Genomic DNA, 20,030 nt, shown 5'->3' on the forward strand with positions numbered 1-20,030 from the left:
AATGGGAGTCGCTGGTGGCCAATCTGGCTGCCACCTGGGCCGGCACATCCGCCTACGTCACCGACGCGCTGTGGTCGCCCCTGGCCGCGCCGGGCGCCGATGCCGATCGCCTGTTGTGCCTGCCGGGCCACCAGCTCGACCCACTCACCGAGGCCTTGCTGGCCCGCTGGGGCGAGCGGGCCGGGCGGCTGACCTGGTCCGCGCCGGCCGAGGCCGCGCCGCGCGTGTGGACCTGCGAGGACTTCGAGGCCGAGGCGCAGGCCGCGGCCGCCTGTGCCATTGCGCACCTCAACGCCGGGCGCGCGCCGGTGGCGCTGATCGCCAACGACCGCCTGCTCACGCGCCGCGTCAGCGCCCTGCTCGTGGGCGCGGGCGTGCGGCTGCGCGACGAGACCGGCTGGAAGCTGTCCACCACCCGCGCCGCCGCCAGCCTGATGGCACTGCTGCGCGCGGCCGACGCTCGCGCCAGCACCGACGAGGTGCTCGACTGGCTCAAGCTGGCGCCCGCGTTCTCGCCGCCGGTGGTGGATGCGCTGGAGCGTCGCCTGCGGCAGAAGGGCGTGGCGCGCTGGGCCGCCGTGCCCATGGACTGGCGCGAGGCCGACATCGACGCGCAGCGCGCCGAATTGCAGGCCGCACGGCCCCTGCTGCATTGGCTCAAGGACACGGCGCAGGCGCTGGAGCGCAGCGGGCAGTGGGCGACGCTGCAGGCCGACGAAGCCGGCCGCCAGTTGATCGGCGTGCTGCGCCTGGGCGAAGGTGCGCACGAACTCGATGGCCTGGGTGAAGCCGCCACCGGCCCGCGCGGGGCGGCGCGCTGGTCGCTCGCGGCCTTTGGTGCCTGGGTGCGCGACGTGCTGGAGGGCGCGGTGTTCCAGCCCACCGTGGCCGGCGCGCCGCAGGTCGTGGTGCTGCCCCTGCAGCAGCGCCTGGGGCGTCGCGTGGCGGCTGTGGTGGCGCCCGGTTGCGACGAGCGTCACCTGAGCGCCAGCCCCGAGCCCGACAGCACCTGGACCGCCGCGCAACGCGAACTGCTGGGCCTGCCCGATCGCGACGCCCTGGCGCGCGCGGCGGCCTCGGCCTGGGCACACCTGTTCGCAGGCCCGCCGGTGGACGCGCTGTGGCGCCGCCACGATGCCGGCGAAGCGCTGCTGCCCAGCCCCTTCATCGACGGCTGCGATGCGGGCACCGCCGAGTCCCTGCTCGATCCGCGCGCGGTGGCGGCGGGCGGCACGCCCCGGCCGCGCGCCAGCGCACCCGCACTGCTGCCCGATCGCTTGTCGGCCAGCGCCTACGACGACCTGCGCACCTGTCCCTACCGCTTCTTCGCGCGCCGCCAGTTGCGCCTGGATGAGGCGGACGAACTCGACGCCGAACCCGACCAGAGCGACCTGGGCAACTGGCTGCACGAGGTGCTCAAGCGCTTTCACGAGGCGCGCGGCGACGAGCGCCCCGGCGAGGACGCCGACCGCGCCGCGCTGGACTCCCTGGCCGGCGCGTTGGCCGAGGAAATGGGCTTGGGCGACGACATGCAGGCCGGCGGCTTCCTGCCGTACCGCGCGCAATGGCCCGCGCTGCGCGAGGCCTACCTGCACTGGCTGTGGCCGCACGAGGCACAGGGCTGGCGCTTCGTGGCGGCCGAGGCCGAGCGCGAGCAGCGCGCGGGCCGCTGGACCTTGTACGGCCGGCTCGACCGCATCGACGCGCGGCAAGACGGGGAGGGCGACGAGCGCTTCGTCATCGACCACAAGACCGAGAGCCGCACCCGCACCGAGGCGCGCGTGAAGGAGCCGCTGGAGGACACGCAGCTCGGCTTCTACGCCGCGCTGCTGCCCGCGCAGCGCCTGCGCGCGGCCTACCTCAGCATCGTCGATGCGCGCGCTGAGCGCGACGAGCCGGCGAAGCTGATCGAGCAGACCGAGGTGCTGATGGCGCGCGACGCGATCGTGCAAGGCCTCGTGAACGACATGGAACGCGTGGCCGGCGGCGCCGCGATGCAGGCCCTGGGCGAGGGCACGGCCTGCGATTTCTGCGCGGCACGCGGCCTGTGCCGCAAGGACTTCTGGCAACCGGTGGCCGGCGGCGCGGAGGAAGCCGCATGACCGGGCTCGCCTACCGCGTCGATGGCCAGCCCGTGGGGCCGCAGGCCTTCTACGCGCGCGCCTGCGACCCGGCGCGCAGCGTGGCCGTGGAGGCCTGCGCGGGCGCGGGCAAGACCTGGATGCTGGTCTCGCGCATCCTGCGCGCGCTGCTCGACGGGGCGCCACCGCAGGACATCCTGGCCATCACCTTCACCAAGAAGGCCGCCGGTGAAATGCGCGAGCGGCTGCAACAGGTGGTGGCCGAGTGGGCCACGCAGAGCGACGACGAGCTGTGCGCCGGCCTGGTGATGCGCGGCCTGCCCGAGGCGTCGGCGCGCGCCTTGGTGCCCGCCGCGCGCGGCCTGCGCGAGCGGCTGCGCCGGCACGGCCGCCCGGTGCAACTGCGCACCTTCCACAGCTGGTTCGCGGCGCTGCTGCGCGGCGCGCCGTTGTCGGTGCTGCAGGAGCTGGGCCTGCCGCCACAGTACGAGCTGCAGGAAGACGACAGCGCCATCCTTCAGCGCCTGTGGCCGCGCTTCTACGCCGAACTCGCGCGGGACGGGGCCGCGCGCGAGGACTTCTTCGCCAGCGTGGCCGACATCGGCCGCCACCAGACCCTCACCGCGTTGCGCAACGCCGCTTCCAAGCGCGTGGAGTTCCTGTGGGCCGACGCCGTGGGCGCGGTGGATGGCGCGGTGCAGTCGCTGGCCGAGCAGATGCCCGACTGGGCCGGCGCGGGCGATGACCCCATCGCGTGGCTGGTGCGCGGCGAACGCTTCCGCGCCGAACTGCTGGCCGCGGCCCAGGCGCTGGGCGGTTTCGCCAAACTCAAGAAGGCCGAGACCGCCGCGCGCGCACTGGAAACCGCCGTCACCGACGGCAACGGCCGCGCCGCGATCGACGCGCTCACCACCGCCAAGGGCACGCCGCGCAAGCTGGGCGAACAGCCCGACGCGCTGCCCGCCGTGCAGGCGGCGCACGACCGCATCGAAGAAGCCCTGCTGGCCGAGCGCCAGCACCGCGCCTGGGTGCACCACCAGCGTCTGGCGCGGCTCACCCGGGTGCTGCTGCGCGTGCTGGCCGAACTCAAGCGCGAACGCGGCTGGGTCGACATGAACGACGTCGAAGGCGCCGCGCGCCGCCTGCTGGGCGATGCCGAACTCTCCGGCTGGCTGCAGCAGCGCCTGGACGCGCGCGTGCGCCACCTGCTCATCGACGAATTCCAGGACACCAACCCGCTGCAGTGGCAGGCCCTGTATGGCTGGCTCGCGGCCTACTCGGGCGCGGGGCCAGGGGAGGCGCCCAGCGTCTTCATCGTGGGCGACCCCAAGCAGTCCATCTACCGCTTCCGCCGCGCCGAACCGCAGGTGTTCCGCGCGGCCCAGGCCTTCGTGGTGCAGGGCCTGGGGGGCTCGCTGCTGGCCTGCGACCACACGCGCCGCTGCGCCATCGCCGTGGTGGACGCCGTGAACGCCGCCATGCAGCAGGCGGTGGAGGCGGGCGAATACGGCGAGACGGTGGGCGCGGCGTTTCGCCCGCACACCACCGCCAGCGCCGAGGCCGGCGCGGTGCTGGCCCTTCCCGTGGTGCCGCGCAGCGCGCGCGAACGTGCCGAGGCGGCCAACACCGACCCCGAGGCCTGGCGCGACAGCCTGTCCACGCCGCGCCACCTGGCGGACGACGCCATGAGCGAACTCGAGGCGCGCCAGGCGGCCGACTGGATCGCCGCCGAGGTGGCCGCCGGCCGCGTGCGGCCCGACGACGTGATGGTGCTCGCGCGCAAGCGCGAACGCCTGGGCTGGATGCACGAGGCCCTGCGCGAGCGCGGCATCGCCAGCGAACAGCCCGAGAAGCTCGATCTGGCCGACGCGCCCGCGGTGCAGGACGTGATCGCGCTGATCGACGCCCTGGTCTCGCCGGGACACGACCTGAGCCTGGCGCGCGCGCTGCGCTCGCCCATCGGCGGCTGGGGCGACGACGATCTGGCCGCGTTGGCCACCGCCGTGCGCACCGCCGGCCCCGGCGCGCGCTGGTGGCCCGTGCTGCTGCAGGCCGCGCAAGCGCCCGATGCCGCGCCGCTGTGGCGCGACACCGCCCTGCGCTGGCAAGGCTGGCGCGAGGCGCTGCTGAATCTGCCCCCGCACGACGCGCTGTCGCTCGTGTTCCGCGAAGCCGATCTGCTTGCCCGCTTCGCGCAGGCCGTGCCACCCGCGCAGCGCGCCGCCACGCAGGCCCAGTTGCAGGCCCTGCTGGCGCAGGCGCTCGACCACGAAGGCGGGCGTTTCCTCACCGCCTACCGCTTCGTGCGCGCGCTCAAGGCCGGCGGCACGCCCATGCCGCCCGTGGCCACGCCCGGTGCCGTGCGCCTCCTCACCATCCACGGCGCCAAAGGCCTGGAGGCGCACACCGTGCTGCTGCTCGACATCGACGCCGCGCCCGCGCGCGCCGAATCCATGGGCGTGCTGGTGGACTGGCCCGGCGAGGCGCCGCAGCCGCGCCGCTTCGTCTTCCTCGCGAGCGAGAAGCGCGCCCCGCTGTGCGCCCGGGAACTGCTCGACGCCGAGCGCCGCGCGCGCTCTCTGGAAGAACTCAACGCGCTCTACGTCGCCATGACGCGCGCCGGCAACCGGCTGGTGGCCTCCAGCTTCGAGCCTGGGCGCGCGAGTGCCGGCACCTCGTGGTGGCAACGGCTCTCGCCGCTTGCGCAGATGCTCGACCCGCCCGATGCGTCGCGGTCCACCACGCTCACCGAGGCCGAGCCCTTCGAACTGCACGCGCTGCCCGCGCTGCGCGCCTTGCCCGAGCCCGTACCCGAGGTGGTGGTGATCGACGCCGACGCCCAGACCCGCTTCGGCCGCGCCGTGCACCAGTTGCTGCAGTGGTGCCCCACGCCCGCGCGTGGGTTCGACTGGAACGCCGCGCACCAGCGCGCCATCGCCGAGCTGCACGAACTGGACGCCGCCACCGCCGCCCAGGCCCTCGACGCGGCCCGGCGCATCGTGCGCGGCGAGGCCGCCTGGGCCTGGGACGACGCCCGCGTCGAGCAATGGGGCAACGAGGTGGAGCTGCTGCACGAAGGCCAGGTGCGCCGCCTCGATCGCCTGCTGCGCGACCGCGACAGCGGCACCTGGTGGGTGCTCGACTTCAAGACCCACGAGGCACCGCACACCGTGCTGGCGCACCGCGAGCAGATGGCCGCCTACCGAGCGGCGGTGTCGGCCATCCACCCCGGCGAGCCGCTGCGGCTGGCGTTCATCAACCCGCAGGGGCGCGTGTTCGAGTGGAAAGAAGAATGAACCCCCGCGTGGCCATTGCCGGTGGCGGCCCGGCCGGCCTCATGGCGGCCGAGGTGCTGTCGCGCGCGGGCGTGCCTGTGGACCTCTACGACGCCATGCCCTCGGTGGGCCGCAAGCTGCTGCTGGCGGGCAAGGGTGGGCTCAACCTCACGCACGCCGAGCCCTTCGACGCCTTCGTCTCGCGCTTCGGCGAACGCGCGAGCGCGCTGCGGCCCATGCTCGAACGCTTCGGGCCGCAGGCCTTGCGCGACTGGGCCGAGGGCCTGGGCATCGCCACCTTCGTCGGCACGTCGCGCCGCGTCTTCCCCACCGACATGAAAGCCGCGCCGCTGCTGCGGGCCTGGCTGCACCGGCTGCGCCATCCCGAGGCGGGCGGTGAACCGGTGCACTTTCACATGCGCCACCGCTGGCTGGGTTTTGGTGAGGGCGGCGCCTTGCGCTTCGCCACGCCGGACGGTGAACGTGTGGTGCAGGCGGGCGTTGTGTTGCTCGCCCTGGGCGGCGCGAGTTGGCCCCGCCTCGGCTCCGACGGCGCCTGGGTGCCGTGGCTGCGCGGCGCGGGCCTCGACGTGGCCGAACTGCAAGCCGCCAACTGCGGATTCGACGTCGCGGGCTCGTCCGTGCACGGCGTGGCCGAGGGCTGGAGCGCCGTGTTCACCGACCGCTGGGCCGGCCAGCCCTTCAAGACCGTGGCGCTCGCGCTCGATGGGCCGCCCGACTCGCGGCAATGGCAGCGCGGCGAGTTCGTCGCCACCGCCACCGGCATCGAAGGCAGCCTGGTCTACGCGCTGTCGGCCGCGCTGCGCGACCGCATCGCGCGCGGCGGCTCGGCCACGCTGTGGATCGACCTGCTGCCCGACCGCTCGCCCGAACGCGTGCTGGCCGACGTGTCGCATCCGCGTGGTTCGCGCAGCCTCTCCAGCCACCTCAAGGGCCGGCTCGGGCTCGATGGCATCAAGCTCGCGCTGCTGCACGAATGCCTGGACCGCGAGGCCATGCACGACGCCGCGCGGCTCGCGGCGGCCATCAAGGCCTTGCCGCTCAAGCTGATCCGCCCCCGCCCCGTGGCCGAGGCCATCAGCAGCGCGGGCGGTGTGCGGCTGGAAGCGCTCGACGACGGCCTGATGGCGCACGAACGCCCCGGCCTGTTCGTGGCCGGCGAGATGCTCGATTGGGAAGCGCCCACCGGCGGCTACCTGCTCACGGCCTCCATGGCCAGTGGCGTGTGGGCGGGGGAGGCGGCGCTGCGCCACCTGCGCGCGGCGCCTTAAGCCTGCAGCGCGTTCAGGTCCAGCGTGTGGGACTTGCCCAGCCACAGCGCACTGTCGCGGTGGTCGCGCAACTCGTCGCCGGTGTTGGGGTGGATGAACACGTCCAGCGCGCCGTGGTTCAGTGTGAGCCAGCCGACCACGTGGGCGAACCGGTCGGCATCGAACGCCAATTGATAGGACCACATCGGGTGCGGGCCCACGGGCTTTTCGTGGAAGCGGCCGATCTGCACGCGCCCGGCCAACTCGGTGCCGATCAACTCACGCAAGGCCCAGGCGGCGTCGCGCGTGGCGGCGTCGAAGTAGACGTGGGCGTGCCAGTCTGCGATGGAGGAAGGGGCGCGCGAGGGCACGGTGGGATCTCTTGATGCAATCTTGCGGATGACCGGAGCGTCGGCAGTTTAGGCTGTGGCGCTTGCCGGTGAGCGCCCTTCAACGATTTGTCCTTATGAGCATGAAGCACACCTCTCCGCCTGGCTCCGTCAAGGTCTCTGTCGACAAGCAGGAACAAGAGCGCGGCCATGACGCCAGCGATGAGCATGTGCGCGAACTGGTCCGCAAGGACCAGGACCGTCAGTACTTGCGCGCCTTGTTGCTGACCGGGGCGAGGAGCGCGCCGTCCCGGCCTGCGAATGCCGGCTTCTTCGAAGGCTTGCGCGCCCGCGTGCGATCGCAACGAAAAAAGCCGCAGGCACTGCCTGCGGCTTCGCATGTAGGTGACGAGCCTTGACCCCGGCACTGGCTCCACAGTTAGGGCTGCTTGGTTCCCCACCTGACCCGGTTGGCCGCTTCACCATGCGGGAAGGCCCGTCACCCGTGATTGTAGGCGACGGGGCATGTCCGCCGCCGGGGCGCGGGTACATCGACGCATAGAATCCTCCGATGTCCTACGTCGTCCTCGCCCGCAAGTACCGCCCGCGCAATTTCCGCGAGATGGTCGGCCAGGGCCACGTGGTGCAGGCCCTTGCGAACGCGCTCACCAGCCAGCGCCTTCACCACGCCTACCTGTTCACCGGCACGCGCGGCGTGGGCAAGACCACGGTCGCGCGCATCCTGGCCAAGTCGCTCAACTGCACGGGCCCGGACGGGCAGGGCGGCATCACCGCCGAGCCCTGCGGCGTGTGCCAGGCCTGCACCGACATCGACGCCGGCCGCTTCGTGGACTACACCGAGCTCGACGCCGCCTCCAACCGCGGCGTGGACGAGGTCCAGTCGCTGCTGGAGCAGGCGGTCTACAAGCCGGTGCAGGGCCGCTTCAAGGTCTTCATGATCGACGAGGTCCACATGCTGACCAACACCGCGTTCAACGCGATGTTGAAGACGCTGGAGGAGCCGCCCGAGCACGTCAAGTTCGTGCTCGCCACCACCGATCCGCAGAAGGTGCCGGTGACGGTGCTGTCGCGCTGCCTGCAGTTCAACCTGCGGCCCATGGCGCCCGAGACGGTGGCCGAGCACCTGCAGCAGGTGCTGCAGACCGAAGGCGTGACGGCCGAGCCGCAGGCGCTGCGCCTGCTGTCGCGCGCGGCGCGCGGATCCATGCGCGACGCGCTCTCGCTCACCGACCAGGCCATCGCGTTCGGTGGGGGCCAGTTGCTGGAGGCGCCCGTGCGCCAGATGCTGGGCGCGGTGGACCGCAGCCATGTGCTACGCCTGATCGACGCGCTGGCGAACGCGGACGGCGCGAGCGTGGTGGAGACGGTGAACGCGCTGCGCGTGAACGGCCTGAGCGCCGCCTCCACGCTGGAGGAAATGACGGGTCTGCTGCAGCGCATGGCGGTGCTGCAGAGCGTGCCCGATGCCGCCGCCACCGACGACGACCCTGACACACCCGAGATCGCGCGCCTGGCCGCGGCCCTGCCGCCCGACGAGACGCACCTGCTCTACAGCCTGTGCCTGCACGGCCGCAGCGAGCTGGGCCTGGCGCCCGACGAGTACGCGGCGCTGACCATGGTGTTGCTGCGCTTGCTGGCCTTCAAGCCCTCGGGCGCAGCGGAAAAAAAAACTCTGAAGCCCGCTGAGGCGCGGCCAACGACGGTACNNACCGCGTCCGTGACCGCGTCCCAGCGGCCCGCACCCAGCCCGCCGCCAGCACCGCTGGCCGCCGCACCCGCGCACGCGCCGGCTCAGGCCCACCCGACCGGCAAGGCAGAGTCTTTCGACGGCCCGCCCATTGACGACGCCCCCTGGCCCGAGCCCGACGACGACCTGCCGCCCTGGGACCCGGAGCCCGCGCCCGCCGCGCCCCGGCCCGCCGCAGCACCGGGGGCGAACGCCGCGCCGGTGGTGCGCATCCCCGTGCGCGACCCGGGCGCACCGGGCCGGCTCGACCAGCCCCGCCCGCCCAGCGCCCCGCTGCAGCCCACGCCCGAAGGCGACTTCTGGGCGGAGGTGGTGCAGCAGATGGTGGACAGCGGTGCCATCGCCGCGCTGACGCGCGAGCTCGCCCTGCAATCGCAACTCGTGTCGCGCGACGGCGCGCGCTGGCTGCTGCGCATCGAGCGCGAGACGCTCGCGCAGGGCAGCAACCGCGACCGCCTCACCGCCGCGCTGCACGCGGCGGGCCACGCGGTCGAACTCGCGCTGGAAAGCGGCGCCGTCACCGATTCGCCCGCGCGCCGCGCCGCCGCCGAGGCCGAGCGCCGTCAGCGCGAGGCCGAGCAGCAGATCCTCGGCGACCCCTTCGTGCAAGCCATGATGCGCGACTTCGGCGGCACAATCGTGCCCGGCTCGCTCAAGGCCAGCCCCTGATAACTCTCTGACAAGGATTGCCATGTTCAACAAAGGACAACTCGCCGGCCTGATGAAGCAGGCCCAGGCCATGCAGGACAACCTCAAGAAGGCGCAGGACGAACTCGCCACCATCGAGGTCACCGGCGAGTCCGGCGCGGGCCTGGTCAAGGTCGTCATGACCTGCAAGCACGACGTCAAGCGCGTCACGATCGACCCGAGCCTGCTCGCCGACGACAAGGACATGCTCGAAGACCTGGTGGCCGCCGCCTTCAACGCCGCCGTGCGCAAGGCCGAGGAAACCTCGAACGAGAAGATGGGCAAGCTCACCGCCGGCATGCCCGGCCTGCCCCCGGGCATGAAGTTCCCGTTCTGAAGCAGCCCGCGCGGTGGCCGACAACCATTCCCTGGAGAACCTGGTGCAGGCGCTGCGGCGCCTGCCCGGCGTGGGGGTCAAGTCGGCCCAGCGCATGGCCTTCCATTTGCTGCAGCACGACCGCGAAGGCGCGCAACTGCTGGCCGGGGCGCTGCAGGCGGCAGTGAACGGCGTGCGCCACTGCGCGCTGTGCCACACCTTCACGGAAGACGAGGTCTGCCCCACCTGCCGCGACCCGCGGCGCGACCGCAGCCAGCTCTGCGTGGTGGAGACGCCCGCCGACCAGGCGGCCATGGAACGTACAGGCGCTTACAAAGGCCTGTATTTCGTGCTCATGGGCAAGCTGAGCCCGCTCGACGGCGTGGGGCCGCGCGAAATCGGCCTGGACAAGCTCTTCGACCGCGTGGACGACCCTGAGGCCGAGGTGCCCGTGCGCGAGGTCATCCTCGCCACCAACTTCACCGCCGAGGGCGAGACCACCGCGCACGTGATCTTCCAGGCGCTGAAGGACCGCGGCCTGCAGGTCACGCGCCTGGCGCGGGGTGTGCCCGTGGGCAGCGAGCTCGAGTACGTCGACCTCGGCACCATTGCGCACGCGCTGGTCGACCGGCGCTGAAGCGCCCGCCGATTCGTGTGTCGCGGGTCGGTGAAAACCCGCTCGGGACTCCACCGGATGGCGGGCGCGCCGCATCGCTCTAATCTCGACGCATGGGTTTCCTGAACCGCCGCCAGTGGGGCGCCGCCGCGGCGGGGCTGTTGTTTGCCGCCGGCCCACAGGCCGTGAACGCGCAGGCCGTGACCGCGCCGCGCCCAGCCACGCTGCCGCCCAAGCTGGTGGGCACGCGTATCGTGATCGCCGTGGAGCCTCGCACGGGCCTGAGCAACCTGCCGCTCACCGTGGCCGAGCAGCGCAACTTCTTCCGCGAAGAAGGGCTCGACGTGGAGTTGCGCGAGTTTGCCGACCTCGGGCAGGCAATGGCGGCGGTGCAGGCCAAGGCGGCGCACGCCATGTGCGTGCCCTTCGCCCAGTTGCTCACCCCCGGCGCGCGCGAGATGAACTGGCAGAGCTTCGTGGTGCAGGGCCGGGCGCCGCAGGTGGTGCTGGGCGTGTCGCAGAAGACGGTGCCGGGGTTTCGCGGCGCGGGCGACCTGCGCGGGCGCCGCATCGGCCTGCGCGCCAAAGACCCGCTGGCGCAGCGCGTGCTCATGGCATTCCTGCAGCGCGAGCAAGTGAAGGAGGACGAGGTCCAGATCCTGCCGCAGGCCAGTGCGGGCGCGGCGCTGCTGGCGTTTCGCGGCGGGCAGCTCGACGCGCTGTGTCACGCCGATCCGATGATGACCTTGCTGGAACAGCTGGGCGAGCTTCGCGTGGCGGTGGACACGCGAAGCCTCAGCGGCACCAACGAGGTGTTCGGCGGCCCGGTGCCCGTGGGGTGCCTGAGCGCGCCGGCCGAGTTCGTCGAGCAGTTCCCGCGCGTCACCCAAGCCCTCACCGACGCCGTGGTGCACGCGCTCAAATGGTTGCAGACGGCCGGCCCCTCGGACCTGATCAAGACCGTGCCCGAAAGCCACTTCCAGGGTGACCGCGCGATCTACCTCGCCACGGTGGAGCGCTCGCGCGACGCCTGGACAGCCGACGGCCTGATGCCGCGCGGCGGGCCGGAAGCCGTCAATCGCGCGGGGGAGGGCCCGCCGCTGTCGCCGGCCGAGGTGGCGAGGCATTTCACCAACGCCTTCGCGCTGAAGGCCAAGGCGCGGTTTCGGGCCTGAAGCGACGGCCGCAGGGAGCTACTTGCGCGCCGACTTCTTCGTCGGCACCTTGGCCGTCGACGATTTCTTGATCGTCGCCTTCTTCGTCGACGCCGTCTTGCTCGACGTGGCGCGCGGCTTCACCGCCTTGCTGGAGCGCGCGCTGGTGGTGGCCTTGGCGCGCTGCGGCAGGTGCAGCGTCACACGCTGCCCGGTCTTGAGCGTGCTGCCCGCCGACAGGCGATTCCACTCGGCCACGCTGGCCGCGCTCAGACCGTAGCGGCTCGCCAGGCGTGAGACGGTGTCGCCCCTGCGCGCCTTCACCACCATGCGGCGCGTCGTCACCTCGGGTTGCAGGCTCAGCATGCCGTTGTCGGCCACGTGCGCGGGCACGTCGCGGTCGAGCTTGCCGTTGCGGGGCACGATGAGGCTGGAGCCGGCGCGCAGCCGCATGCGGGGCGGAATGGCGTTGGCCTTGCGCAGTTCGGCCTCGCTCACGCCCACCTGCTTCGCCGCCTGCGCCACCGTCATGGTGGTGGGCACCACCCAGGCCGTCCAGCTCGCCAGGGGACCGTCGTACAACTTCAGGTTGCGCTGGAAGATCACCGCGTTGTCCCAGGGCAGCAGCACATTGGGCGTGCCGGCGGCCATCACCAGCGGTTGCTTGAGAGAGGGGTTGAGCGCGCGGAAGTCCGACTCTTCCACCTCGGCCAGCCGCGCGATCAGCGCCACGTCCATGTCGCGCTCGACGGTGACCAGGTCGAAGAAGGGGTGGTTGCCGATGTCGGGCAGGGTGGCGGCGTAACGCGCCGGATTGGCCACGATGTTCTTCACCGCCTGCAGCTTGGGCACGTAGTGGCGCGTCTCGGCGGGCATGTTCAGGTCGGCGTAGCCCGTGGGCAGGCCCGCGCGCTGGTTGCGCGTGATGGCGCGGTTGACGTTGCCCTGGCCCCAGTTGTAAGCCGCCAGTGCCAGGTGCCAGTCGCCGAAGCGCGCGTGGAGCTGCTCCAGGTAGTCCAACGCCGCGCGCGTGGAGGCCAGCACGTCGCGCCGGTCGTCGCGAAAGGCGTTCTGCTTCAGGTCGAAGGAGGCGCCGGTGGCGGGCATGAACTGCCACATGCCGGCGGCGCGCGCGCTGGAGACGGCCTGCGGGTTGAAGGCGCTTTCGATGAAGGGCAGCAGCGCCAGCTCCATGGGCATGCCGCGCACCTCGATCTCCTCCACGATGTGGAAGAGGTAACGGCTGGAGCGTTCGGTCATGCGCTGGATGTAGTCGGGCCGCGAGAGGTACCACTGCTCGTGCTGGCGCACGAGGTCGTCGTCCAGGTTGTTCATGGCCAGGCCGCGGCGGATGCGCTCCCACAGGTCGGCGGGCGCGGCCAGCGTGGTCACGGTGGGCGCGTCCATGCGCGCCACGGTGAGTTCGCTCAGGGGCACATCGCTGGACAGGCGCACCGGCGCGCGACCGGCGACGGCCTGATCGGTGGAGGGGACCGCCGACGGGGTGGTGACGGTGCCTGGTGGCACCGGTGGGCTGACGGTGGCGGTGCTGGCGCAGCCGGCCAGGACCGCGGGAATGGCCAGGGCCAGCGCCAGGCGCCGGGCCCCGCCGCGCAGGCGCACCAGCGCCGGGGCAATGCGAGAGTTCATCGAAAAACGTTCTTCCATTCGCGCAGGGTGGCGAACACGGCCACCGGGTCGGCCGCGAGGCCGGGCGCCTGTTGCTGAGCCGCCGCCACCACCGCAGGTTCCGCGGTGCGCAGAAAGGGGTTGATGCGCCGCTCCAGCGCGATGCTGCTGGGCAGCGTGGGCAGGTTGTTCGCGCGCTGCTGCTGGCAGTGCCGCACGTAGGCCGCAAGCTCGGCGTTGCCGGGCTCCACCGCCTGCGCGAACTTCAGGTTGGACAGGGTGTACTCGTGCGTGCAGCACACCCGGGTGTTGCCGGGCAGGGCGGCCAGGTGCGACAGCGAGTCGTGCATCTGCGCGGGCGTGCCCTCGAACAGGCGGCCGCAGCCGCCCGAGAACAGGGTGTCTCCGCAGAAGAGCAGCGGCAGGCCGTCGAGTTCGGGGGTGTAGTACGCGATGTGGCCGCTGGTGTGGCCGGGCACGTCGATCACGTCGAAGCGCACGCCCAGCACGGTGACCTGCTCGCCGCCGCCCACGCGGCGCAGCGGCTCGGGCATGGGCTCGAAGGCCGGGCCGATGACCTGGGTGCCGGTGGCCTCGCGCAGGGCGGCCACGCCGCCCGTGTGGTCGGCGTGGTGGTGCGTGATGAGAATGGTGTCGAGCGTGAGGCCCAGGTCCTGCAGCGCGCGCTGAACGCCCGGGGCTTCGCCGGGGTCCACCACCAGGGCGCGCCGGCCGTCGTGCAGCAGCCAGATGTAGTTGTCGGTGAAGGCGGGGATCGGCAGGAGCTGCATGGGCATGTGGGGTGGGACGTGTAGAGTGCGGGCACTGTGAACACGCCCCAGCGCAGATGACCGAAAAAATTATAGGGTTGACCGAGTGGTTCGCGACTCCGCCCGGCAGGTACCTGCTGGATTGGGAGCAGGACCGGTTCGACCTGGCGGTGGCCGATGTGTTCGGTTTCAATGCGCTGCAACTCGGCGTGCCTGAACTGGACGCCCTGCGCGCCAACCGCATGCCGCACCGCTGGCTGGCCTTGCCCGAGGGCGACGCGCCTGTGGACGTCGCGCGGGTGGCCCTGGTCACGGACGCCGCGGCCCTGCCGTTTCCCGAAGCCAGTCTCGACCTCGTGGTGCTGCCGCACACGCTGGAGTTCAGCGCCGACCCGCACCAGGTGCTGCGCGAGGTCGAGCGCGTGCTGGTGCCCGAAGGGCGCGTTGTCCTGACCGGCTTCAACCCCGCGAGCTGGTGGGGCGTGCGCCAGGGGCGCGCGCGCGCCACGGAGCGCCTGGGCCTGAATTCGCGCCTGTACCTGCCCGACGCGGGTGAGTTCATCGGCCCGGGCCGCTTGCGCGACTGGCTGCGCCTGCTGAGCTTCGAGGTCGGCTCCCAGCACTACGGCTGTTACCGCCCGGCGGTGCGCACCGACAAGTGGCTGAACCGCATGCGCTGGATGGACCGCGTCGGCGAGCGCTGGTGGCCCATCTTCGGCGCGGTGTACGTCACCACCGCCATCAAGCGCGTGCGCGGCATGCGCCTGCTGGGGCCGGCCTGGAAGCCGCGCCGCGTGCCGGCCACGGCGCCCGTGCCGCTGGCCAACCGCCGATGACCACGAGACACCCCCGCCGCGCTGCGCGCGACCCCCTCCAGGGGGCGGTACCTGCGGCCCGGCAAAGCCGGTTCCGCGGTACCTCTGGGTTGGGCTGTCGCTGATCGACCTGTCTGTGATTTTTTATTGGAGTGCTACTTGGACCACGTGGTCATTTACACCGATGGCGCCTGCAAGGGCAACCCTGGCCCCGGCGGTTGGGGCGTCTACCTGAAATCCGGCGACCACGAGAAGGAGTTGTGGGGCGGCGAGCGCGACACCACCAACAACCGCATGGAACTCATGGCGGTGATCCAGGCTCTGTCGGCCCTGAAGCGGCCGTGTCACGTGTCGCTGCACCTGGACAGCGAGTACGTGCGCAAGGGCATCACCGAATGGATCCACGGCTGGAAAAAGAAGGGCTGGATCACCGCGACCAAACAGCCGGTGAAGAACGCCGAACTCTGGCAGCAGCTCGACGCGCTGGTGCACGGCGGGCCGCACCACATCGAATGGCACTGGGTGAAGGGCCATTCGGGCCACAAGGGCAACGACCGCGCCGACGCGCTGGCCAACCGGGGCGTGCCGACTTAGGCATCCCCCCGCCGCGCTTCGCGCGACCCCCCGGAGGGGGGCGGCACCTGCGGCCCGGCAAAGCCGGTTCCGCGGTGCCCCTTGGTTGCGTGGCCTCTGGCACGGACTGCACAATGCGGAGATTGTTGGCATGGAAACTGTTGTTCCACGGCGGTGGCTGACGGCAGCATTCGAGCGGAGTCTTCATGGCGAAACCCAAATCAACGGTCTGGCTGGCGGTGCTGGGCCTGGCATTGGCGCTGGGCGGCGCCTGGTGGTGGCAGCAGCAGCCGCGCTCGGGCGGGGTTGCGGGCGCCGCCGATGCGGCCCCCGCGCCACGCGCCCCGGCAGGGTCGGGCGCAGGTGGCGGTGCGGCGGGGCCTGTCACCGTGGAAGTCGCCACTGTCAAACAGGCGCGCCTGCAGGACGATGCGCAGGCGGTGGGTTCGCTCAACTCGCGGCAGGCCGTCACGCTCAAGCCCGAAACGGCGGGCCGCGTCGCCCGCATTGCCTTCAACGATGGCCAGTCCGTCAAGCGCGGCGCGCTGCTGGTGCAACTCGACGACACCCTGCAGCGCGCCGAACTCAGCCAGGCGCAGGCGCAGCTTTCCATCGCGCGGGCCAACCTCAAGCGCAACGAGGAGTTGCTGGCGCAGAGCTTCGTGGCCGCGCGCGTGGTGGACGAAAGCCGCGCCGCGCTGCAAGTGGCCGAAGCCCAGGTGGACCTGGCCCAGGCCCGGCTGCAGCGCATGCGCATCACGGCGCCGTTTGACGGCACCCTGGGCCTGCGCAGCATCAACCTGGGCCAGTACGTGAAGGACGGCGACCCGCTCGTCAACCTCGAAGACACCTCGAAGCTCACGGTGGACTTCCGCCTGCCCGAGCGCTACCAGAACCGCATCGCGCCCGGTCAGACCGTGCAGGTGCAGCTCGACGCACTGCCCGGCCAGCGCCACCAGGCGCGCGTGCTGGCGGTCGATCCGCTGCTCGACGCCAATGGCCGCTCCATCGCCGTGCGCGCCGAGATGCCGTCCGCCCCCGGCCAGGACCTGCGCCCCGGCATGTTCGCGCGCGTGCTGATCGTCTTCTCGGTGAACGACAAGGCCCTGGTGGTGCCCGAGGAGGCGCTGGTGCCCCAGGGGGGGCGCCAGTACGTCTACGTGATCGACGAGCAAGGGCAAGGCGATGCGCGCAAGCGCGTCTCGCGCCGGGTGGAGGTGGAACTGGGCGTGCGCCGCGGCGCGGACGTGCAGATCACCGACGGCCTGAACGGCGGCGACACCGTGGTGGTGGCCGGTCAGCAGCGCCTGCAGCGCGACGGCACCGTGGTGCGCGTGGTCAATGTGGCCGCCGGCGCTGCGGCCCCCGCGGCCGTGGCCAATTGACGCGGCGCTGACCCGAACCGGAGGCCCGCATGCAACTGCCCGAAGTCGCCATCCGCCGCCCGGTGTTCGCCACCGTGCTCTCGCTGCTCATCCTGCTGGTGGGCCTGGTCTCGTTCAACAACCTCACGGTGCGCGAGTACCCGCGCATCGACGAGCCCACCGTCACCGTCACCACCCGTTTCGGCGGCGCCTCCAGCGAGGTGATCGAGTCCCAGGTCACCAAGGTGCTCGAAGACTCGCTCGCCGGTATCGAGGGCGTGGACGTCATCTCCTCCATCAGCCGGCAGGAGCAAAGCCAGATCACGGTGCGCTTCTCCCTCTCGCGGGACCCCGACTCGGCCGCCGCCGACGTGCGCGACAAGGTCAGCCGCGTGCGACAACGCCTGCCCGACGATGTGGACGAACCCACCATTGCCAAGGTCGAGGCCGACGCCACGCCGGTGATCTGGCTCGCGCTCAATTCGGACACCGTCTCGCAGCTGCAGCTCAGCGACCTGGCCAACCGCCTGATCAAGCCGCGCCTGCAGACCGCTCCCGGTGCCGCCGACGTGCGCATCTATGGCGAGCGGCGCTTTTCCATGCGCGTCTGGCTCGACCCCGACCGCCTGGCCGCGTACAACCTCACCACGCAGGACGTGGAGGACGCGCTGCGCCGCTCTAACCTGGAGGTACCGGCCGGGCGCATCGAGAGTTCGCAGCGCGAGTTCAACGTCACCGCCGCCACCGACGTGCAGACGCCCGAGCAGTTCCGCGCCATCGGCATCCGCACCGTCAACGGCCAGACCATCCGCATCGGCGACGTGGCGCGCGTGGAGGAAGGGCCGCAGGACGAGCGCGTGTCCGTGCGCTACAACGGCCGCGACGCGCTCTCGCTCGGTGTGATCCGCCAGGCCACGGCCAACCCGCTGGAGCTGTCGGCGGCGGTGCAGCAGATGCTGCCGCGCATCGTCGAGGAGCTGCCCCCCGGCGTGAGCATCGAGGTCGCCAACGACAACTCGATCTTCATCGACCGCTCCATCAAGGCGGTCTACACCACCATTGCCGAGGCGGTGGTGCTCGTGGCCCTGGTGATCTTCGTCTTCCTGCGCACCCTGCGCGCCTCGGTCATTCCGCTGATCACCATCCCGGTGAGCCTGATCGGCTCCTTCGCGCTGATGGGCCTGTTCGGCTTCTCCATCAACACGCTCACGCTGCTGGCGCTGGTGCTGGCCATCGGCCTGGTCGTGGACGACGCCATCGTGGTGCTGGAGAACATCTACCGCCACATCGAAGAAGGCATGAAGCCCTTCGACGCGGCCATCCAGGGCGCGCGCGAGATCGGCTTCGCCATCGTGGCCATGACGCTCACGCTGGCGGCGGTGTACGCGCCGCTGGCCTTCACGCCCGGTCGCACCGGCCGGCTGTTCGCCGAGTTCGCCCTGGCGCTGGCCGGCGCGGTGGTGGTCTCGGGCTTCGTGGCGCTCACGCTCTCGCCCATGATGTGCTCCAAGCTGCTGCGCCACGTCGACAACCCGGGCCGCTTCGACCGCTTCATGGAGCGGGTGCTGGTGCGCATCAACCAGGGCTACGACCGCCTGCTGGGCCTGTCGCTGAACGTGCGTTGGCTGGTGGTGGGCATCATGCTCGCCAGCGCCGGCGCGAGCTGGTGGCTGCTGGGCACCACGCGCTCCGAACTCGCGCCCATGGAAGACCGCGGCGTGGTGCTGGCCAACATCAACGGCCCCGACGGCGCCACCCTGGCCTACACGCGCCGCTACGTCAACGCGATCGAGCAGATGGCGCGCGAGCAGCCGGAGTTCGACCGCATCTTCGCCGTGGTGGGCAACCCGTCGGTGGCGCAGGGCAGCGTGACCATGCGCGGCAAGGCCTGGGAAGACCGCGATCGCACCACCATGGAGATCGCGCGCGCCATCGCGCCGCGCATGGCGGCGCTGCCAGGCATCAGCGCTTACCCGATCACGCCGCCGTCACTGGGGCAGGGCTTTCGCGAGCGGCCGGTCAACTTCATCATCGTCACCAACGACAGCTACGAGAACCTGTCGAACGTGGTGCGCCGCTTCCAGGAACGCATGGCGCAGAACCCGGGCCTGGTGCAGGTGGACACCGACCTGCGGCTGAACAAGCCCGAGATCCGCATGGACGTGGACCGCGAGCGCGCGGCCGACATGGGCGTCAGCGTGGACGCCATCGCGCGCACGGTGGAGACCATGCTGGGTGGGCGCACCGTGACGCGTTACAAGCGCGACGGCGAGCAGTACGACGTGGTGGTGCAGACCGTCTCGGCCAACCGCAGCACGCCCGAGGACATCGACCGCCTGTTCGTGCGTGGCCGCGGCGACGCGATGATCCCGCTGGCCTCGCTGATCTCCACGCGCGAGGTGGTGGTGCCGCGCGAGCTCAACCACTTCGGCCAGCGGCGCAGCGCGTCCATCACGGCCAACGTGGCGCCCGACTATTCGCTGGGCGAGGCACTGGCTTTCATGGAGCAGGCGGCGAGCGAGATCCTGCCCGTGGGCTACGCCACCGACCTCAACGGCCAGAGCCGCGAGTTCCGCAACGCCTCGGGTTCGCTGGCGCTGGTGTTCGTGCTCTCGCTGCTGTTCATCTACCTGGTGCTGTCGGCGCAGTTCGAGAGCTTCGTCGACCCCTTCATCATCATGCTGTCGGTGCCGCTGTCGATGATGGGCGCGCTGCTGGCGCTCAAGCTGTCGGGGGGCACGCTCAACGTGTTCAGCCAGATCGGTCTGATCACGCTGGTGGGGCTGATCACCAAGCACGGCATCCTGATCGTGGAGTTCTCCAACCAGTTGCGCGAGCAGGGGCTGGAGAAGCTGGAGGCGGTGAAGCGGGCGGCGGGCCTGCGCCTGCGGCCGATCCTGATGACCACGGGCGCGATGGTGTTGGGCGCGATCCCGCTGGCGCTGGCCACGGGCGCGGGGGCGGAGAGCCGCCAGCAGATCGGCTGGGTGATCGTGGGCGGCATGTCGGTGGGCACGCTGCTCACCATCTTCGTGGTGCCGACCATGTACACGCTGCTGTCGCGGCGCAAGTCGGGCGAGGCGGCGCATCCGGTGATGCACGAGGAGGGTGGGCACCACTCTCCTACGGATGTGATTCCGGCGAAGTGACTGGGTTGGCGGGGGGCTTTCGGGCCTCTGCTTCGCGAAGCTCGCGGCCGCTGGGTGCCTTGCTCCGCGAATGTCCCCCGGACCGGGCTCTGCCCGGTCCTCCTCCTTTATTTCGCTGCGCAGCGCACCCAGCGTCCGCGAGCCACAGACACGGTGGCGCGCCAACAGACGAGTGCCAACGAGGTCGTCGGTGATTGGGTGTCCGGCGTAGCGACATAAAGGAGGAGNNAGGA

General features: G+C 71.4%; 15 protein-coding genes and 1 other RNA gene. 12 read left to right on the plus strand and 4 right to left on the minus strand.

The genetic code is table 11. The annotated features are described in order from the left end of the window. The 3 genes from GTO19_RS19225 to GTO19_RS19235 all read left to right on the plus strand — a co-directional run. Positions 1 to 2,102, plus strand: a 2,102-nt coding sequence (locus GTO19_RS19225; RefSeq protein WP_291023769.1) for a PD-(D/E)XK nuclease family protein, incomplete at its 5' end; no start/stop codon positions are given. Then, positions 2,099 to 5,377, plus strand: coding sequence for an exodeoxyribonuclease V subunit beta (locus tag GTO19_RS19230; RefSeq protein ID WP_291023771.1), 3,279 nt, complete (start codon positions 2,099 to 2,101; stop codon positions 5,375 to 5,377). The genes GTO19_RS19225 and GTO19_RS19230, both read left to right, overlap by 4 nt. Further along, positions 5,374 to 6,648, plus strand: coding sequence for a TIGR03862 family flavoprotein (locus GTO19_RS19235; RefSeq protein ID WP_291023774.1), 1,275 nt, complete (start codon positions 5,374 to 5,376; stop codon positions 6,646 to 6,648). Before GTO19_RS19230 ends, GTO19_RS19235 begins: the two co-directional genes overlap by 4 nt. Here GTO19_RS19235 and GTO19_RS19240 read toward each other — a convergent pair. After that, on the minus strand, positions 6,645 to 6,998 hold the full coding sequence (locus GTO19_RS19240; RefSeq protein ID WP_291023776.1) for a DOPA 4,5-dioxygenase family protein: 354 nt from the start codon (positions 6,996 to 6,998) through the stop codon (positions 6,645 to 6,647). The two genes, GTO19_RS19235 and GTO19_RS19240, sit on opposite strands and share 4 nt — an antisense overlap. Positions 6,999 to 7,093: 95 nt before the next feature. Here GTO19_RS19240 and GTO19_RS19245 point away from each other — a divergent pair, with 95 nt between their 5' ends. Then, positions 7,094 to 7,375, plus strand: coding sequence for a type II toxin-antitoxin system ParD family antitoxin (locus GTO19_RS19245; RefSeq protein WP_291023779.1), 282 nt, complete (start codon positions 7,094 to 7,096; stop codon positions 7,373 to 7,375). Here GTO19_RS19245 and ffs read toward each other — a convergent pair. Next, an RNA gene (gene ffs, locus GTO19_RS19250) (signal recognition particle sRNA small type) lies at positions 7,361 to 7,457 on the minus strand. The two genes, GTO19_RS19245 and ffs, sit on opposite strands and share 15 nt — an antisense overlap. A gap of 70 nt (positions 7,458 to 7,527) precedes the next feature. Here ffs and dnaX point away from each other — a divergent pair. From dnaX to GTO19_RS19270, 4 genes are all read left to right on the plus strand, one after another. After that, positions 7,528 to 9,393, plus strand: coding sequence for a DNA polymerase III subunit gamma/tau (gene dnaX / locus GTO19_RS19255; protein WP_291023781.1), 1,866 nt, complete (start codon positions 7,528 to 7,530; stop codon positions 9,391 to 9,393). Positions 9,394 to 9,415: 22 nt separating this feature from the next. Further along, the gene (locus GTO19_RS19260) at positions 9,416 to 9,748 is read left to right on the plus strand and encodes a YbaB/EbfC family nucleoid-associated protein (protein ID WP_291023783.1); all 333 of its coding nucleotides are present in this window, start codon (positions 9,416 to 9,418) and stop codon (positions 9,746 to 9,748) included. 13 nt (positions 9,749 to 9,761) lie between these two features. Then, positions 9,762 to 10,364, plus strand: a complete 603-nt coding sequence (recR, locus tag GTO19_RS19265) for a recombination mediator RecR (RefSeq protein ID WP_291023784.1) — start codon at positions 9,762 to 9,764, stop codon at positions 10,362 to 10,364. A 92-nt stretch (positions 10,365 to 10,456) separates the two neighbouring features. After that, the gene (locus GTO19_RS19270; RefSeq protein ID WP_291023785.1) at positions 10,457 to 11,518 is read left to right on the plus strand and encodes an ABC transporter substrate-binding protein; all 1,062 of its coding nucleotides are present in this window, start codon (positions 10,457 to 10,459) and stop codon (positions 11,516 to 11,518) included. Positions 11,519 to 11,536: 18 nt separating this feature from the next. On the opposite strand, the gene GTO19_RS19275 is transcribed toward GTO19_RS19270, so the two are convergent. Together GTO19_RS19275 and gloB are read right to left on the minus strand one after the other, a co-directional pair. Further along, on the minus strand, positions 11,537 to 13,147 hold the full coding sequence (locus GTO19_RS19275; RefSeq protein WP_291023786.1) for a transglycosylase SLT domain-containing protein: 1,611 nt from the start codon (positions 13,145 to 13,147) through the stop codon (positions 11,537 to 11,539). Then, positions 13,144 to 13,917, minus strand: a complete 774-nt coding sequence (gene gloB, locus GTO19_RS19280) for a hydroxyacylglutathione hydrolase (protein WP_291024492.1) — start codon at positions 13,915 to 13,917, stop codon at positions 13,144 to 13,146. Before gloB ends, GTO19_RS19275 begins: the two co-directional genes overlap by 4 nt. A gap of 56 nt (positions 13,918 to 13,973) precedes the next feature. On the opposite strand from gloB, the gene GTO19_RS19285 reads away from it, so the two are divergent. The 4 genes from GTO19_RS19285 to GTO19_RS19300 all read left to right on the plus strand — a co-directional run bounded on the left by GTO19_RS19285 (position 13,974) and on the right by GTO19_RS19300 (position 19,797). Continuing rightward, entirely contained in the window at positions 13,974 to 14,732 is a 759-nt protein-coding gene (locus GTO19_RS19285; RefSeq protein ID WP_291023787.1) for a class I SAM-dependent methyltransferase, read from the plus strand. A 138-nt stretch (positions 14,733 to 14,870) separates the two neighbouring features. After that, positions 14,871 to 15,305 carry a ribonuclease HI gene (gene rnhA / locus GTO19_RS19290; RefSeq protein WP_009520498.1) on the plus strand — a complete coding sequence of 145 codons (435 nt, stop codon included), beginning with the start codon at positions 14,871 to 14,873 and terminating at the stop codon, positions 15,303 to 15,305. Positions 15,306 to 15,490: 185 nt separating this feature from the next. Continuing rightward, complete coding sequence (locus GTO19_RS19295) at positions 15,491 to 16,669, plus strand: efflux RND transporter periplasmic adaptor subunit (RefSeq protein WP_291023788.1); 1,179 nt, start codon at positions 15,491 to 15,493, stop codon at positions 16,667 to 16,669. A 29-nt stretch (positions 16,670 to 16,698) separates the two neighbouring features. Beyond that, complete coding sequence (locus GTO19_RS19300) at positions 16,699 to 19,797, plus strand: efflux RND transporter permease subunit (RefSeq protein WP_291023789.1); 3,099 nt, start codon at positions 16,699 to 16,701, stop codon at positions 19,795 to 19,797. Positions 19,798 to 20,030: the final 233 nt, after the last annotated feature.

The organism is Hydrogenophaga sp. (assembly GCF_011772445.1).
In the GTDB taxonomy this organism is placed as follows: domain Bacteria; phylum Pseudomonadota; class Gammaproteobacteria; order Burkholderiales; family Burkholderiaceae_C; genus Hydrogenophaga.

Coding starts and splice junctions, on each gene's coding strand:
- GTO19_RS19230 (WP_291023771.1), top strand. CDS start 2,099: ATGACCGGGCTCGCCTACCGCGTCGATGGCCAGCCCGTGGGGCCGCAG.
- GTO19_RS19235 (WP_291023774.1), top strand. CDS start 5,374: ATGAACCCCCGCGTGGCCATTGCCGGTGGCGGCCCGGCCGGCCTCATG.
- GTO19_RS19245 (WP_291023779.1), top strand. CDS start 7,094: ATGAGCATGAAGCACACCTCTCCGCCTGGCTCCGTCAAGGTCTCTGTC.
- GTO19_RS19260 (WP_291023783.1), top strand. CDS start 9,416: ATGTTCAACAAAGGACAACTCGCCGGCCTGATGAAGCAGGCCCAGGCC.
- GTO19_RS19270 (WP_291023785.1), top strand. CDS start 10,457: ATGGGTTTCCTGAACCGCCGCCAGTGGGGCGCCGCCGCGGCGGGGCTG.
- GTO19_RS19275 (WP_291023786.1), bottom strand. CDS start 13,147: ATGAACTCTCGCATTGCCCCGGCGCTGGTGCGCCTGCGCGGCGGGGCC.
- gloB (WP_291024492.1), bottom strand. CDS start 13,917: ATGCAGCTCCTGCCGATCCCCGCCTTCACCGACAACTACATCTGGCTG.
- GTO19_RS19285 (WP_291023787.1), top strand. CDS start 13,974: ATGACCGAAAAAATTATAGGGTTGACCGAGTGGTTCGCGACTCCGCCC.
- GTO19_RS19295 (WP_291023788.1), top strand. CDS start 15,491: ATGGCGAAACCCAAATCAACGGTCTGGCTGGCGGTGCTGGGCCTGGCA.
- GTO19_RS19300 (WP_291023789.1), top strand. CDS start 16,699: ATGCAACTGCCCGAAGTCGCCATCCGCCGCCCGGTGTTCGCCACCGTG.